Source organism: Candidatus Merdisoma sp. JLR.KK006 (genome assembly GCF_036941035.1).
In the GTDB taxonomy this organism is placed as follows: domain Bacteria; phylum Bacillota; class Clostridia; order Lachnospirales; family Lachnospiraceae; genus Laedolimicola.
This window is the reverse complement of sequence record NZ_JAYMNS010000002.1, coordinates 262,359-277,007: the sequence shown is the minus strand read 5'-3', so window position 1 is coordinate 277,007 and position 14,649 is coordinate 262,359. Positions and strand designations below refer to the sequence as shown.

Annotated in this window: 14 protein-coding genes; 13 read left to right on the top strand and 1 reads right to left on the bottom strand. The window is 46.6% G+C overall.

Annotation, left to right across the window (positions count from 1 at the left end; genetic code table 11):
• Positions 1 to 3 precede the first annotated feature (3 nt).
• The 3 genes from VSQ61_RS02940 (at position 4) to argH (ending at position 3,528) form a co-directional block, all read left to right on the top strand.
• Positions 4 to 1,179 (top strand): M24 family metallopeptidase, encoded by a 1,176-nt coding sequence (locus VSQ61_RS02940; protein WP_334342931.1) that lies wholly within the window; start codon positions 4 to 6, stop codon positions 1,177 to 1,179.
• A gap of 288 nt (positions 1,180 to 1,467) precedes the next feature.
• Positions 1,468 to 1,827 carry a sensory rhodopsin transducer gene (locus VSQ61_RS02935; RefSeq protein WP_334342930.1) on the top strand — a complete coding sequence of 120 codons (360 nt, stop codon included), beginning with the start codon at positions 1,468 to 1,470 and terminating at the stop codon, positions 1,825 to 1,827.
• A gap of 312 nt (positions 1,828 to 2,139) precedes the next feature.
• Positions 2,140 to 3,528: an argininosuccinate lyase gene (gene argH / locus VSQ61_RS02930; RefSeq protein ID WP_334342929.1), complete on the top strand. Its 1,389-nt coding sequence runs from the start codon at positions 2,140 to 2,142 to the stop codon at positions 3,526 to 3,528.
• 68 nt (positions 3,529 to 3,596) lie between these two features.
• Here the strand turns inward: argH and VSQ61_RS02925 are convergent, their stop codons facing one another.
• Entirely contained in the window at positions 3,597 to 4,283 is a 687-nt protein-coding gene (locus tag VSQ61_RS02925) for a response regulator transcription factor (protein ID WP_334342928.1), read from the bottom strand.
• A gap of 366 nt (positions 4,284 to 4,649) precedes the next feature.
• Between VSQ61_RS02925 and VSQ61_RS02920 the strand changes: the two genes are divergently transcribed.
• The 10 genes from VSQ61_RS02920 to VSQ61_RS02875 all read left to right on the top strand — a co-directional run bounded on the left by VSQ61_RS02920 (position 4,650) and on the right by VSQ61_RS02875 (position 14,619).
• Positions 4,650 to 6,125: a sensor histidine kinase gene (locus VSQ61_RS02920; RefSeq protein ID WP_334342927.1), complete on the top strand. Its 1,476-nt coding sequence runs from the start codon at positions 4,650 to 4,652 to the stop codon at positions 6,123 to 6,125.
• Between the two features lie 113 nt (positions 6,126 to 6,238).
• On the top strand, positions 6,239 to 6,508 hold the full coding sequence (locus VSQ61_RS02915; protein ID WP_334342926.1) for an acylphosphatase: 270 nt from the start codon (positions 6,239 to 6,241) through the stop codon (positions 6,506 to 6,508).
• Positions 6,509 to 6,655: 147 nt separating this feature from the next.
• Complete coding sequence (locus tag VSQ61_RS02910; RefSeq protein WP_334342925.1) at positions 6,656 to 8,173, top strand: 4Fe-4S dicluster domain-containing protein; 1,518 nt, start codon at positions 6,656 to 6,658, stop codon at positions 8,171 to 8,173.
• Complete coding sequence (gene yfcE, locus VSQ61_RS02905) at positions 8,170 to 8,712, top strand: phosphodiesterase (protein ID WP_334342924.1); 543 nt, start codon at positions 8,170 to 8,172, stop codon at positions 8,710 to 8,712. The genes VSQ61_RS02910 and yfcE overlap by 4 nt, the downstream gene beginning before the upstream one ends.
• A gap of 93 nt (positions 8,713 to 8,805) precedes the next feature.
• Entirely contained in the window at positions 8,806 to 10,191 is a 1,386-nt protein-coding gene (locus tag VSQ61_RS02900; RefSeq protein ID WP_502877014.1) for a TrkH family potassium uptake protein, read from the top strand.
• A 139-nt stretch (positions 10,192 to 10,330) separates the two neighbouring features.
• Positions 10,331 to 10,981, top strand: a complete 651-nt coding sequence (locus tag VSQ61_RS02895; RefSeq protein WP_334342922.1) for a potassium channel family protein — start codon at positions 10,331 to 10,333, stop codon at positions 10,979 to 10,981.
• A 60-nt stretch (positions 10,982 to 11,041) separates the two neighbouring features.
• Positions 11,042 to 11,677, top strand: a complete 636-nt coding sequence (locus tag VSQ61_RS02890; RefSeq protein WP_334342921.1) for a peptidoglycan recognition protein family protein — start codon at positions 11,042 to 11,044, stop codon at positions 11,675 to 11,677.
• Positions 11,678 to 11,856: 179 nt separating this feature from the next.
• Positions 11,857 to 13,128, top strand: a complete 1,272-nt coding sequence (locus VSQ61_RS02885) for a C40 family peptidase (protein ID WP_334342920.1) — start codon at positions 11,857 to 11,859, stop codon at positions 13,126 to 13,128.
• Positions 13,129 to 13,371: 243 nt separating this feature from the next.
• The gene (locus tag VSQ61_RS02880; protein WP_334342919.1) at positions 13,372 to 13,746 is read left to right on the top strand and encodes a GntR family transcriptional regulator; all 375 of its coding nucleotides are present in this window, start codon (positions 13,372 to 13,374) and stop codon (positions 13,744 to 13,746) included.
• A 3-nt stretch (positions 13,747 to 13,749) separates the two neighbouring features.
• Positions 13,750 to 14,619 carry an ABC transporter ATP-binding protein gene (locus tag VSQ61_RS02875; RefSeq protein ID WP_334342918.1) on the top strand — a complete coding sequence of 290 codons (870 nt, stop codon included), beginning with the start codon at positions 13,750 to 13,752 and terminating at the stop codon, positions 14,617 to 14,619.
• Positions 14,620 to 14,649: the final 30 nt, after the last annotated feature.

Below are 14,649 nucleotides of genomic sequence, written 5' to 3'. Positions count from 1 at the left end.
AGTATGTCTTATTTTAATCAGGAAGAAACAAACAGGAGGATTCAAAAGATCAGAGACATTCTGACAAAAAGGGGACTGGATGCAGCACTGATTTATTATGATGAGCTGAATATTGCAAATGGCTGGTATCTGACCGGCTGGTGTCCTCAGTTTGAGAAGGGGGCTGTATTGCTGCCGCTTTCCGGAGAGCCGCTGCTTTTGGGAGGACCGGAGAGCGAGCCTTTTGCAAAAATGAGCAGTGCGATTCGGGAAACACGGAATTTCAGTGTTTTCATGGTGCCGGATGAGGAGTATCCCAATGCGACGATTATGGATTTTGAAAAGCTTTATGAGGAGCTGAATCAAAAGGGGATTTCTCTGAAGAAAATCGGTATTGTAGGCACAACAATTATTCCCCATGCGGTATATACACAGTTCGAGGCAGGATTTGCAGGTGTTGAGCTTGAGGATATTACAGATGAGTATGAAGAGCTGCGTTCGCACAAATCTCAGTGGGAACAGGAAAATGTAAAGAAGGCGGTACGACTGTCTTATCAGGCATATCTGGCTATGAAGGACATGGTAAAGCCCGGTGTATATGAGCATGAAATAGCAGCAGCAGGAGAGTTTGAATGCCGGAAGAACGGAGCTAACAGCTTTGCATATGCAACGATTGTGGGAAGCGGTGAGCGCAGCAACGCAGTGGTACCTACGGGTATTAACAAAAAGCTGGAGGAAGGCGAGTGGGTAATGCTTGGAATCGCACCGAGAGTAAATGGCTACGCCGGAACCTTTGGTGAAACGCTTCCGGTATCCGGTACTTATTCAGAGGAACAGAAATGGGCGATCAATGTGCTGAGAAGAGTACTGCGGGCGACCCGTGACATGCTAAAGCCGGGCGTTTCAGGAAAAGAGATTGATGTCCCGGGCCGGGAGATTTTTGAGAAGGAAGGACTTTTGCGGTATCTGGTCTGCCCATTTGCCCATACCATTGGTTTGATGGAAGCGGAGGGACCATTCTACGGACCGAACTCCACAGATGTTCTGGAGCCGGGAATGACCGTATGTGTGGATATCAGCTTTTTTGGACATCCCACACTGCATGGGGCAAGAATTGAGACAGGATACCTGATTACGGAGGATGGCTGTGAGCCTATGTGCCCGGAGCTGGATGCCTTATTTGAAGAAGATGTAAACTAGTCCGGCTAAGAGATGTCAAGTATTGAATATAAATTTTTTCAGCTGGACGGTAAAGTCGCAAAGGCACACGAGAGAAAGTTTCATGAGTGCCCTTTCGAATGAAACTTTTTCTCGTTAGGTGTGTGCCGAAGTGACTTTACCCTTTAGTACTGTTGCGTAGCAACTAAAACAGCAGAACGCAGATGGTGCATAGAAGAATTTACGGACACATGTACTTGTGGCCGGAAATTTTTCTTAGTAATGATGTATCATCTGTGTTATGCGGAACTAAAATTAGGAGGAATGAAAATGGAACTTGGAAAAATGACATGGGTTTTCGCAGACGGAGATTTACCGCCCCAGGGAAATGAGGAGCCGTTTGGACACGAGGCGCTGATGGTTGTAAATTATGGGGATACGGATGCGGAGCTGACAATGGATTTGCTTTTTGAGGACAAAGATCCGAAAGAGGGAATCAAGCTTTGCGTGCCGGCAAAGAGGGTAAATTGCTTCCGCATGGATTTCCCTTTGGGAGAAGAAGGATATGAGATTAAGCCGGGGCAATTTGCAGTGATATTAAAGAGCAGTGTGCCGGTAGTGGCAGTATACGGCAGACTGGACAGAAGAAAGGATATGGCTTATTATCCGGTAGCAGGATATAGTGTATAAATAGGTATATCCTGCGGATACCCCGCAATGCATGCCCTTTCAGGGCGGGCGGACTTCGTCTGTTAATATATACCCTACGGGTACCCCATTAATGCATTCCCTTTCGGGGCTGGTGGACTTCATCCATTAAGGTATGATTTTTAGGAGCGTTGCTATATAGGTGAACGGGCACTTATGGAGCAGCGCTCCATTTTATATACAAATCTTGAATACGAATGAAAACTGTGCTATATTGAGGAAAGTTAAAATTACAGGAAGGTTTCATGAGCGGAATGGCAGGAAACGGTTTCTGAGAAAGATGAGGGAATATCTATGGCACAGCTTTGGGGAGGTCGCTTTACAAAGGAGACAGATCAACTGGTCTATAACTTTAACGCATCCATTTCTTTTGACAGAAAGTTTTATAAACAGGACATGCAGGGCAGTATGGCCCATGTGCGGATGCTGGCAAAGCAGGGAATTCTTACGGAGGAAGAACGGGATGTGATTCTGTCCGGTATTGAGGGAATTCTTAAGGATGTGGAGAGCGGAAAGCTTGAGATTACCAGTGAGTATGAGGACATCCACAGCTTTGTGGAGGCGAATCTCATTGACCGCATCGGAGATCCGGGGAAGAAGCTGCATACAGGGCGCAGCCGGAATGATCAGGTGGCTTTGGATATGAAGTTGTATACGAGGGATGAGGTTTGCGAGATTGACGGCCTGGTGCGTGAGCTGCTTGTGATTTTACAGCGGCTGATGGAGGAGCATACAGGAACGGTTATGCCGGGATTTACCCATCTGCAGAAGGCCCAGCCCATTACGTTGGCTCATCATCTGGGGGCTTATTTTGAGATGTTTAAGCGGGATCGGGATCGGCTTTCGGATATCTATGATCGGATGAATTACTGTCCTTTGGGGTCGGGAGCTTTGGCAGGAACTACGTACCCTCTTGACAGAGAGTATACGGCGGAGCTTTTGGACTTTCAGGGGGCTACGCTCAATAGCATGGATTCCGTGTCCGATCGGGACTATCTGATTGAGCTGCTGTCAGCCCTCTCAACAATTATGATGCATTTAAGCCGATTCTCAGAAGAAATCATTATCTGGAATACCAATGAATATCGTTTTGTGGAGATTGATGATGCCTACAGTACGGGAAGCAGTATTATGCCCCAGAAGAAGAATCCGGATATTGCGGAACTGGTACGGGGAAAGACGGGACGTGTCTATGGTGCGCTGATTTCACTGCTTACTACCATGAAAGGGCTTCCTCTTGCTTACAATAAGGATATGCAGGAGGATAAGGAGCTGACCTTTGATGCCTTTGACACGGTGAAAGGATGCCTGGCGTTATTTACGGGGATGCTGGATACCATGAAGTTTCATAAAAATCAGATGGCGGCAAGTGCAAGAAACGGGTTTACCAATGCAACGGATGCAGCGGATTATCTGGTGAATCATGGGGTGCCATTCCGGGATGCCCATGGGGTGATTGGACGTCTGGTGCTTTATTGCATTGAGCAGGGGAAAGCCATTGAAGAACTGAGTCTTTCGGAGCTTAAGGAGATTAGTCCTGTGTTTGAGGAGGATGTTTTTGAGGCCATCAGTATGGATACCTGTGTAAATAAACGTCTGACTCTTGGAGCGCCGGGGGAGAAGGCTGTGAAGCAGGTGATTGCGAAGAATAAGGAATGGCTGGAGAAACATCGTTCATTGTAAAGTCAGGTTATTAGAGCAAACTGGCATGTCCAGTTGACTGTTGGAGGTTGATAGGGGGGAGCCGGCGTTCAGCCGGCTTCTTCAGTTGTGAATTTATACCCCATCCCCCAGATGGTCTTAATCAGCTCCCCTTTTTCACCAAGCTTGCTCCGCAGCTTCTTTACATGGGTGTCAATCGTCCGGGCATCTCCAAAATAATCGTAATTCCACACGTTATTCAGAATCTTTTCCCGGGAGAGAGCAATTCCTTCATGTTCCATAAAGTAAGCCAGAAGCTCAAATTCCTTAAAGCTGAGATCCAAAGCAACTCCGTCAAGCGTCACCAGGTGAGCCGCTTTATTCAGTTCAATGCCGCCTGCTGTGAGAACATCGTCCACACTTCTGGTAGTGGTTCGGCGGAGAATGGCTTCAACTCTTGCCACTAGAATCTTAGGGCTGAATGGTTTGGAGATATATTCGTCCACACCCAGCTCAAAGCCCTGAAGCTCGTCCCGTTCGTCTGATTTGGCAGTGAGCATAATAATGGGAACCTTGGAATACTCCCGAATCTCCCGGCAGGTCTGCCAGCCGTCCATTTTGGGCATCATGATATCCAGAATTACCAGTGCAATTCCTTCGGTTTCAAAAAAGAGATCCAGAGCTTCTGCCCCATCACCGGCTTCCAGAACCTCATAATTCTGCTTTACCAGGAAATCCTTTACCAGCTTGCGCATTCTGCTTTCATCATCTACTACCAGGATCTTTAATTTATCCATAAGACAGCCCTCCGCTTATTTCAATATCTGTCCATAGTATAGCAGAGAAATATGTTTCTTTTGTGAACGAACAGAGCGGATTGCGAATATTTATTCCTGCGGGCAACGAGCCAAGCGGACATGCTGGCATGTCCACTTGACTGTGTGCATTACTCTCATGGGACAGTTGGTATGTAATTTGTTCATAAAATTGATTTTTGACTGATTTTGCTCTATAATGAGCAATAGTTAAATGTGAAGGATATAAAGAAAAAGAGATTATATGAGTAAAAATACTGTAAAAGATGTAACTTAAATGGATTTTCCGTTGTAACTGTGAACTGAACAGTTACGAAAAGATTAAAGTATAGAAGGATACCGCATACAATGAAGCATTCTATCAAACGCCAGATGGCGGCTTGTTTTATTGGGGTCATGGCTGTGACGCTTATCTGCTGCTGGCTGGTTAATCGATTTTTTTTAGAGAATTATTATATTGAAAATAAAAAGCATGTGATTCTAAATGCTTATCATGTGCTGAACAATGGTGTGTCTGAGGGAAGGCTGGAGGAAAGTGAATTTATCACAGAACTGGATCAGATCTGCGCCACTGACAATATATCTCTCTTTGTTATGGACACCAGCGGCAATCCCCGCCTTTACAGCAACCGGGATTATAAAACACTCCAAAGAAGGCTTTACGCTTATATTTTTGAACTGGAGACGCCGGAGACGGCCCGGGTGCTGGTACAGGGAGAGGGGTATGTCATCCGGGAGAGCAAGGACTTTTTGACTCAGGCGGACTATCTTGAGCTGATTGGAACTTTGGATTCCGGGGAGCCCTTTATTATGCGTACAGCGGTGGAGAGCATTCGGGAAAGTGCAGAGCTTTCCAGCCGTTTTTTTGCCTATATTGGTGCGGCAGGAATTTTGGTGAGTTCCCTTCTGATTTGGTGGCTGTCCCGGCGGCTGTCCCAGCCCATGATGGAACTGGCAGAGTTATCTCAACGGATGGCGGATTTGGATTTTAATGCTAAGTTCGTTTCTCACCAGAATAATGAGATTGGCTTTTTAGGACAGCATATGAATCAGCTCTCGGAGACACTGGAGCAGACCATTTCCGAACTTAAGACAGCCAATAATGAGCTGCAGAAGGATATTGAGCATAAGACGCAGATTGATGAGATGCGCAAAGATTTTCTTTCCAATGTATCCCATGAGCTGAAAACGCCAATTGCCTTGATTCAAGGCTATGCGGAAGGATTGAAGGAGTGCATCAATGACGATCCGGAAAGTCGGGACTTTTACTGTGAGGTCATAATGGACGAGGCCGGAAAAATGAATACTATGGTAAAAAACCTTCTTGCCCTGAATCAATTAGAATTTGGAAATGATATAACATCCATGGAGCGGTTTGATATTGCAGATTTGGTGCAAAATGTTCTGAATTCCGTAGGAATCCTCATGGAGCAAAAGGGGATCCATCTGATTTTTAAAACGAATGAACCTCTCTATGTGTGGGCAGATGAGTTTAAGGTAGAGCAGGTGGTGACTAATTACGTCAGCAATGCTATTAATCACTGTGACTATGATAAGATTATAGAGGTGAAGCTTGTAAGAAATGGCGGATCTGTTAGAGTGTCTGTGTTTAACACCGGCAATCCTATACCGGAAAATGATCTGGACAAAATCTGGATTAAGTTTTATAAGGTGGATAAAGCTCGGACCAGAGAGTATGGCGGAAGCGGTATCGGATTGTCTATTGTAAAGGCAGTAATGGAGTCTATGAATAAAGAATACGGCGTGAAAAATTATGACAATGGCGTGGAATTCTGGTTTGAAGTGGATGGTAAAGTGAATTAAGGAAACACCCTACGGGCAAGGTGAATTTGCCGCAAGGCAAAGAGAGGGTGCCCTGGGGCATATCCCTTTATGCACAAAGAGCATGTGCAAATTCAAGGAAAGGAGGCAACGGTATGGTACGAAAGCATTTTTATTTTTCTGGGAGAGTTCAGGGAGTGGGTTTTCGCTTTCAGGCATCTTGGGCGGCCAAGCAATTGGGGTTGACTGGCTGGGTTCGGAATCTGCCTGACGGACGAGTGGAGATGGAGGTTCAGGGAGAGCCTTTTGAGGTAGAGAAGATGGTTGAGCTTCTAAAGGAGGCTATGTATATTCGGATTAACAAAATAGACAGTGCAGATGTGCCTGTGAAGGAAGGGGAGCGGAAGTTCCGCACAGAGTACTGATATCGGCTATCTTAATTTTTCATTAAAATGATTCACAAGCTACATGGGATATGGTAAAATTTCCATAGATATATCCTGTGGGTGAAAGAATTTAAATACAGACAACCCCCCATTTTTGCAAAACTATAGAGGAGAGAGGATAAAAGCATGAGAGGTGTCTATACAAATGTAGTAGAGATTCGCCAGAAGATTTTCACGGAAGTGGCCCGCATGGCCTACGAAGGCGGCAACTATTCCCGGATTATTGATCTGCCTTACAAAATCATTCCCGGTGAGGTGGCTACCTATCGGGAGAGCGTGTTTCTGGAGCGGGCTATTGTAGAGGAGCGTCTGCGTCTGGCCATCGGCCTGCCTTTGCGGAAGATGACGGAACATGCTCCCGTGTCTCAGGGCATTGAAGAGAGTGCCATTGCAGAAAAATATTACGATCCGCCCTTGGTAAATATTATTAAATTTGCCTGTCATGCCTGTCCGGATAAAGAGGTACGGGTAACGGATGCCTGTCAGGGCTGTTTGGCTCATCCCTGTAAGGAGGTCTGCCCCAAAGATGCCATTTCCATTGTAAACGGACGCTCTGTGGTAGATCAGGAGAAATGTATCAAGTGCGGAAGATGTATGAAGAACTGTCCCTACGGAGCCATCGTGCAGATGGAACGTCCCTGTGCCAAGGCCTGCGGCGTGGATGCTATTGGTACGGATGAATTCGGCCGGGCCGACATAGATTATGACAAATGCGTTTCCTGCGGCATGTGTCTGGTGAACTGCCCCTTTGGAGCCATTGCGGATAAGAGTCAGATTTTTCAGGTTATTCATGCCATCAAGAGTGACATACCTGTTTATGTAGCCCTTGCTCCGGCTTTTGTAGGCCAATGGGGCAAAGATCTTCCGGCAGAGAAGATCAAAGAAGCATTTCGGCAGCTTGGCTTTGCGGATGTAATGGAGGTGGCTGTGGGAGCGGACCTCTGCACCATAGAGGAAGCAAGGGATTTCCTGGAAGAAGTACCCAAAAAGCAGCCCTTTATGGGAACCTCCTGCTGTCCGGCCTGGTCTGTTATGGCGAAGAAGCTGTATCCTGACTTTGCGCCCTATATTTCCATGGCATTGACGCCGATGGTACTTACCGGCCGTCTTCTGAAAAAAGAGCATCCCGGCTGTAAGGTCGTATTTGTAGGTCCCTGCGCTGCCAAGAAGCTGGAAGCCAGCCGCAGAACCATTCGAAGCGATGTGGACTTTGTTCTCACCTTCGAGGAGGTTATGGGTATGTTTGAGGCAAAGGAAATAGACTTCGGCGCCATTACTCAATCGGAGAATCTGAAAGATGCAAGCGGCGACGGAAGGGGTTTTGCAGTAACCGGAGGTGTGGCTTCTGCAGTAGTGAACTGTATCCATGAGATGGAGCCGGATCGGGAAGTCAAGGTACAGAGCGCTGAGGGTTTAAGAGCTTGCCGGGAAATGCTGGATTTGGCGAAAAAGGGCCAGTACGACGGCTATCTTCTGGAGGGCATGGCCTGTCCGGGCGGCTGCGTAGGCGGAGCCGGAACCTTAAAGAGTCCCACAGCGTCCAAAGGACAGGTAAAGCTCAGCATGAAGAAGGCCGGAAGCCAGAGCGTATTTTCCAGCGGTTATAAAGAGTATTTGGAGATTTTGGAGGAAAAAAATCAATGAAAATCATGATTGCATCGGATATCCATGGAGCGGCAGGCTTTTGCGAAGAGATGCTGGCAGCCTACGATCGGGAGCAGGCAGAAAAGCTGCTCTTATTGGGGGACATACTCTATCACGGTCCCCGGAATGATCTGCCGGAGCAATATGCACCGAAGGAAGTTATTGAAATGTTGAATGCCAGAAAGGAGGAATTTCTGTGCGTTCGGGGAAATTGCGATACGGATGTGGATCAGATGGTGTTGGAATTTCCGATTATGGCGGAATATTGTATTCTCTATGAAAAGGGCAGGATGATTTTTGCCACTCACGGACATATTTTTAATGAGCAGAAGCTTCCCATGCTGAAAAAGGGGGATATTCTGCTTCATGGTCATACTCATGTGCCGGTATGTAAGGAGACAGAGGATTACATTTACTTAAATCCCGGTTCTGTATCGATTCCCAAGGATGGGAGCTGGCATGGGTATCTGGTGCTGGAGGACGGAGTATTTACCTGGAAGGAGCTGGATGGAACTGTTAAGCAGGAGTTTTGCATTTGACAGAAGAGCCATTCGGCAGATTGTTTTGCAAAGACGGACTGTGTTATGGATAAAGGGCAGCATGTTCTTTTATTCAAAGATACTGTCATATAAATGGTTGGTGAGAGAATTTTGGAACAGACAGAACATAGATTGAGGCATAAGCTGCATACGCCTCGATTTTCCAAGGTACAGATTATAGCATTGAGCTTTCTGGGAATTATTCTGGTAGGGATGCTTTTGCTGCTGCTGCCTTTTTCAACCAGAGATGGGCAGAGTACCAGTCTTTTGGATGCAGCATTTACGGCAGTGAGCGCTACCTGCGTAACAGGACTGATTGTCCATGATACGTTTCAGCATTGGACACTTTTCGGACAGCTTGTGATCCTGGTGATGATTCAGCTTGGGGGGTTAGGACTAATGGCCTTCAGCGTCACTTTTTCCCTGCTTCTGCGCCGGAGGATCGGTCTTAAGGAGAGAGGGCTTTTACAGGAAAGCGTCAATACCCTGCAGATTGGCGGAATTGTGAAGCTGGTGCGGCAGGTACTTCTTGGAACCTTGCTCTTTGAAGGCGTGGGAGCTATCCTTTTATCCCTTCGGTTTGTGAGAGATTTTGGAATAGGGAAGGGTCTCTATTATGGGATCTTTCATTCTGTTTCTGCCTTTTGCAATGGAGGCTTTGATTTGATGGGTGTGCGTCAGGCCGGTAGCTCTATGACTTATTATGCAGGAGATCCGCTGGTGAATCTGACCTTGATTTCATTGATTCTGATTGGCGGAATTGGTTTTCTGGTGTGGGATGATCTGCTGAAGAATAAGTGGCATTTCCGGCAGTACCGCCTTCACACGAAGCTGGTGCTGTCTATGACGGTGATTCTTCTGTTTGGCGGAGCAATACTTTTTTATCTGCTGGAACGGGATGGAATCCTTGCCGGAGAGCCGGTAGGAAAGCAGGTTCTCTTAAGCCTTTTCCAATCAGCCACAACCAGAACGGCAGGTTTTAATACGGCAGATACGGCGGCCTTAAGCGACAGCAGCAAGCTGTGGATGGTGATGCTGATGTTTGTGGGCGGCAATCCCGGATCAACGGCAGGAGGCGTCAAGACCACGACGATGGCGGTTTTGCTGATTTATCTGCGCTCTACCCTGCGGAAAACCAAGGGGGCGGAGGTCTTTGGGCGAAGGCTGGAAGAGGATGTGGTCAAACGTGCGGCGGCCATTTTAACCTTAAGCCTGATGCTGGATCTGTTTGGCACACTGGCGATTACGGCACTGGAGCAGCTTCCGTTGGCGGATGTGCTCTTTGAGGTATGTTCAGCCCTTGGAACCGTGGGGATTTCTGTGGGAATAACAGGAAGCCTGACAGTATTCAGTAAGCTTATCTTAATGTTTCTGATGTACTGCGGCAGGATGGGAAGCTTGACCTTCGCTTTGATTTTTACAGAGAATCGTCAGGCATCTCCGGTACAGAAGCCTACAGAGCGGATTCTGGTGGGGTGACAGAATATTACGGAACTGAAACAGTAATATTGTGTCAATGCACAGATCGATTTACAGACGAATCTTTTGCCGGCTGGAAATTGATCTATATGGAGGTGTATTGACAGAATATTACGGAACTAAAGTGGAGAAGTAGAATATGAAATCTATTCTGATGATCGGTATGGGAAAGTTCGGCCATTTGCTTTGCATGAATATGGCTGAATTAGATAATGAAATTATGATTGTGGATGAGGATGAAGAGAGGCTGTCGGATCTGCTGCCGCTGGTGACCAGCGCTCAGATTGGCGACTGCACCAATGTGGAGGTGTTAAAAAGCCTTGGCGTTCGGAACTTTGACGTATGCTTTGTATGCATCAGCGGAAATTTCCAGAACAGCCTGGAGATTACAAGCCTTCTAAAAGAGCTTGGGGCAGGCTATGTGGTGAGCAAGGCGGAACGGGATATACAAGCTAAGTTCTTACTGCGCAACGGAGCAGATGAGGTCATTTATCCGGAACGTGACATTGCAGAGCGTGCAGCAAAGAAATTCAGCTCCAATCATGTTTTTGACTACCTGGAATTGACGGATGACTATGGCATCTATGAGATTCCGCTTCTTCGGGAGTGGATTGGAAAGAGCATCCGGGAGCTTGATTTCCGGGTTCGCTATCAGGTGAGCATTCTTGGAATCAAGACAGGTGAGGATTTGGATTTGCTTCCTTCGGCCGATCATACATTTGAAAAGGAACAGCATCTGATGGTAATTGGAAAGAAGAAGGATGTAGACAGAATTTTGCACAGAATGTAAAAGAGGAAGGGAAGACTTATTAAACGAGAGCAGAATGACAGAACAGGACAGAACAGGAGAATGAGCAGGAGAGAGTGGGAGCGAAGAAAAAAGCAGCGCAGAAGGAAAGTGATTCTGGTGCGGACTCTGGCTATGCTCATCGTACTTTTATTTGGAATCGGAATGGGCTATGGAATTTATGAAATCTATCGGAAGGCAGTCAGGGAACCAGTGGATCCGCCGGAGATGATGGAGGATTATCTTACGGAAAATCCTTATTCCAGACCGGGAGAGAAGCTGGAAAAGGTAAAGAATGTCTTTGTCCACTATACCGCCAATCCGGGGACAAGTGCAGCCCAGAACAGGAGCTATTTTGAAAATCTCAAAGATACGCAGGAAACATCAGCCAGTGCTCATTTTATCATTGGATATGACGGGGAGATTATTCAGTGCATTCCTTTGGAAGAGATTGCCTATGCGGTAAAGGGGCGGAATTATGATTCTGTTTCCATTGAGTGCTGCTATTTGTCAGAGGATGGGAAGTTTACGGATGCAACTTATCAGTCATTGATTCATCTGGTAAATTGGCTGTTGTACGAATATGATTTGAGACCGAAGGATGTGCTGCGCCACTATGATGAGGGCGGTAAGCTTTGCCCCCTGTATTATGTAGAGCATGAGGATGCGTGGAAGGAATTTGTATCAGAGTTAAAATAATTTTAACAGTTCAGTATTTTCACAGTTACAAATAATTCACATTATTTGGTTCACATAAATCTCTTGAAAATCTTGAAATATAAAAGGCTGGCAGTTATAATAAAAAATAGTACATAGAAACTAAGCGGCGCTGCTATACAGCATTGCAGCAATAAATATACAAATTTAGTGAGGATAGAATGAAGAAAATAAAAAAAATACATATCAGGGCCATAGCGGCTGCGCTGACTGTATGTCTCTGCTTTTCCATACAGGCATCAGCTACTGAGGCGGATCTGAAAAAGCAGCAGAAGGAGACCCAGCGTCAATTGGATGAGATCAACAACCAGATGAAGACTATTGAGAGTCAGCAAAGGGCAGTGCTGGCGGAGATTGATTCACTGGGTTCGGATCTTATGGAGCTGGTGATGAATCTGGAGATCCTGGAGGCGGACTTGGAGCTGAAGCAGGAGGAACTGGAACAGGCAAAGGCGGACTATGAGGCGGCCAAGAAGCGGGAAGAAGAACAGTATGAGGCTATGAAGCTTCGGATTCAATATATCTATGAAGAAGGGGAGGGCAGCTATTTAACCATGTTTTTGGAGGCCAGCAGCTTTGCGGACTTCTTAAACCGGCAGGAATATGCTCATGAAATTCACAAGCAGGACAGAGAGATGCTGACGGCTTATCAGGAGACCCGGGCTCAGGTTGCAGAGCTTCGGGATCAGCTGGAGCAGGAGAAGGCCGAGATGGAGACCCTTCAGGCAGAGTATGAGGAGGAAAAGGCAGCAGTAGAGAGCACACTGGCCCAGAAAAAGGCTCAGGAGGCTGATTATGAAAATCAGCTTGCCAGTGCTCAGGCTAAAGCAAAGGAATATAAGAATAAGATTAAGGAGCAGACAGCTCAGCTGAAGAAGCTGGAGGCAGAGCGCAGGAGAAGAGAGGCTGAGGCGGCTGCGGCAGCTGCAGCCGCAGCTGCGGCTAATAGCGGAGGTACTACCGGGACAATCACTGGAGGAGCGACTTCTGCCGGAAATACAGGTGGAAGCACCGGCGGAAGTGCAGGCGGGAACACCGGCGGAAGTACAGGCGGAAACACCGGCGGAGGAACGACTGTAAGCGGCAACAGCTCCAAAGGCAGGGATATTGCCAATTTTGCCTTGCGATATGTAGGAAATCCGTATGTGTCAGGAGGGACAAGTCTTACAAACGGAGCGGATTGTTCGGGCTTTACGCAGGCAGTATTCCGAAATTTTGGAATCTCTATTCCAAGAACATCGGATTCACAGGGGCGCGGCGGCCGGGAGGTCAGCTATTCAGAAGCTCAGGCTGGAGATATTATTTATTATGGCGGTCATGTAGCCATTTACTTAGGAGGCGGACGGATCGTTCATGCAAGTACGCCTGCTACCGGAATTAAGACAGAGAATGCTTTGTACCGGTCTATCCGGTCGGTGCGCAGATATTATTAGAAAATCGTTTGGCCTGAAGAGACATGTGCGCATGGAATATCTGTAGGATATGAATATAGGAGCGTTTAGGAAACCGTGAAGTGTGTGAAGCTTTGCGGTTTCTTTTTTCACTTTTTTAGAGAAAACGCAGAAAACATATTGACAATAATATATATATATGATATATACATTATAACAGATATGAACACATATACTCTTTGGTATACATACCTGTATTTCTGCGCAGAACATAAGAGGTGAAAGATGAACATTATAATCAGCAATTCCAGCGGAAAACCCATTTACGAACAGATCACCGCTCAGATCAAGGCCATGGTTATGAACGGCGCCTTAAGTCCCGGCGATCCCCTGCCCTCCATGCGTCTTCTGGCCAAGGAGCTTCGGATCAGCGTGATTACCACCAAGCGGGCTTACGAGGAGCTGGAGCGAGACGGTTTTATTACCACCATTGTGGGAAAAGGCAGCTTCGTTCGTGAGGCGGATCGGGAATTTGTCAAGGAGGAGCAGCTTAAGGCGGTGGAACACCATCTGCAGGCAGCCATAGACACGGCCAGACAGTATGGAATGTCACAGGAAGAACTGATAGAGGTTGTAAAAATGCTGTATGAGGAGATGTAGATTATGGAATATGCAATTGAAGTAAACGGACTGACCAAGCACTACAAAGATTTTACACTGGACAATGTGAGCTTTCAGGTACCGTCTGGCTCTATCGTAGGATTTATCGGAGAAAACGGAGCAGGCAAGAGTACCACCATCAAGGCGATTCTTGACTTGATTCAGGCAGATTCCGGAAGCATACGAATCCTGGGAAAAGAGAACGGTATGAGGGATCGGGAGCTGAAAGAACAGATTGGAGTAGTCTTTGATGAGAGCTATTTTCCGGATAACCTGAATATAAAAAATGTGGACACCATGATGCGGCAGATTTTCCGTCAGTGGGAGAGCGGGGTTTTTCGGGATTACTGTAAGAGATTTGAACTGGCGGAGGGGAAGCCTGTGAAAGATTTCTCCAGAGGAATGAAGATGAAGCTGTCCATTGCGGTGGCTCTCTCCCATCATACAAAGCTTTTGATTCTGGATGAAGCCACCAGCGGTTTGGATCCCATCGTCCGAAATGAGATTCTTGATATCTTTTTGGAGTTTATTCAGGAGGAGGATCATACGATATTTCTTTCCTCCCACATTACCAGTGATATTGAGAAAATTTCCGATTACATTCTGCTGATTCACAAGGGGAAGCTTCTGTTTTTTGAAAATAAGGACACCCTTATTTATGACTATGGGCTCATCCGTTGCGGTGAAGAAGATTTTGCAAGGCTGGACAGCTCTTTCGTGCTGGGAATGCAGAAGAACCGCTTTGAAGTGGAGGCATTGGTAAAGAACCGCAGGGAGCTTGAGAATCAGTATCCGAATCTGGTGATAGATCGGGTTTCTATTGAAGATATTCTGTTATATACGGTAAAAGGCATGGAAGCCAGGGAGCTTTAATCAGTTGCAATCCTGTGGGCGTAAGGAAAT

What these genes read in the sequence shown, in the direction of transcription:
- VSQ61_RS02875 (WP_334342918.1), top strand. Translation starts at nt 13,750, where the DNA reads ATGGAATATGCAATTGAAGTAAACGGACTGACCAAGCACTACAAAGAT.
- VSQ61_RS02900 (WP_502877014.1), top strand. Translation starts at nt 8,806, where the DNA reads ATGGTTGGTGAGAGAATTTTGGAACAGACAGAACATAGATTGAGGCAT.
- VSQ61_RS02910 (WP_334342925.1), top strand. Translation starts at nt 6,656, where the DNA reads ATGAGAGGTGTCTATACAAATGTAGTAGAGATTCGCCAGAAGATTTTC.
- VSQ61_RS02920 (WP_334342927.1), top strand. Translation starts at nt 4,650, where the DNA reads ATGAAGCATTCTATCAAACGCCAGATGGCGGCTTGTTTTATTGGGGTC.
- VSQ61_RS02940 (WP_334342931.1), top strand. Translation starts at nt 4, where the DNA reads ATGTCTTATTTTAATCAGGAAGAAACAAACAGGAGGATTCAAAAGATC.
- VSQ61_RS02935 (WP_334342930.1), top strand. Translation starts at nt 1,468, where the DNA reads ATGGAACTTGGAAAAATGACATGGGTTTTCGCAGACGGAGATTTACCG.
- yfcE (WP_334342924.1), top strand. Translation starts at nt 8,170, where the DNA reads ATGAAAATCATGATTGCATCGGATATCCATGGAGCGGCAGGCTTTTGC.
- VSQ61_RS02880 (WP_334342919.1), top strand. Translation starts at nt 13,372, where the DNA reads ATGAACATTATAATCAGCAATTCCAGCGGAAAACCCATTTACGAACAG.
- VSQ61_RS02915 (WP_334342926.1), top strand. Translation starts at nt 6,239, where the DNA reads ATGGTACGAAAGCATTTTTATTTTTCTGGGAGAGTTCAGGGAGTGGGT.
- VSQ61_RS02895 (WP_334342922.1), top strand. Translation starts at nt 10,331, where the DNA reads ATGAAATCTATTCTGATGATCGGTATGGGAAAGTTCGGCCATTTGCTT.
- VSQ61_RS02885 (WP_334342920.1), top strand. Translation starts at nt 11,857, where the DNA reads ATGAAGAAAATAAAAAAAATACATATCAGGGCCATAGCGGCTGCGCTG.
- VSQ61_RS02925 (WP_334342928.1), bottom strand. Translation starts at nt 4,283, where the DNA reads ATGGATAAATTAAAGATCCTGGTAGTAGATGATGAAAGCAGAATGCGC.
- VSQ61_RS02890 (WP_334342921.1), top strand. Translation starts at nt 11,042, where the DNA reads ATGAGCAGGAGAGAGTGGGAGCGAAGAAAAAAGCAGCGCAGAAGGAAA.
- argH (WP_334342929.1), top strand. Translation starts at nt 2,140, where the DNA reads ATGGCACAGCTTTGGGGAGGTCGCTTTACAAAGGAGACAGATCAACTG.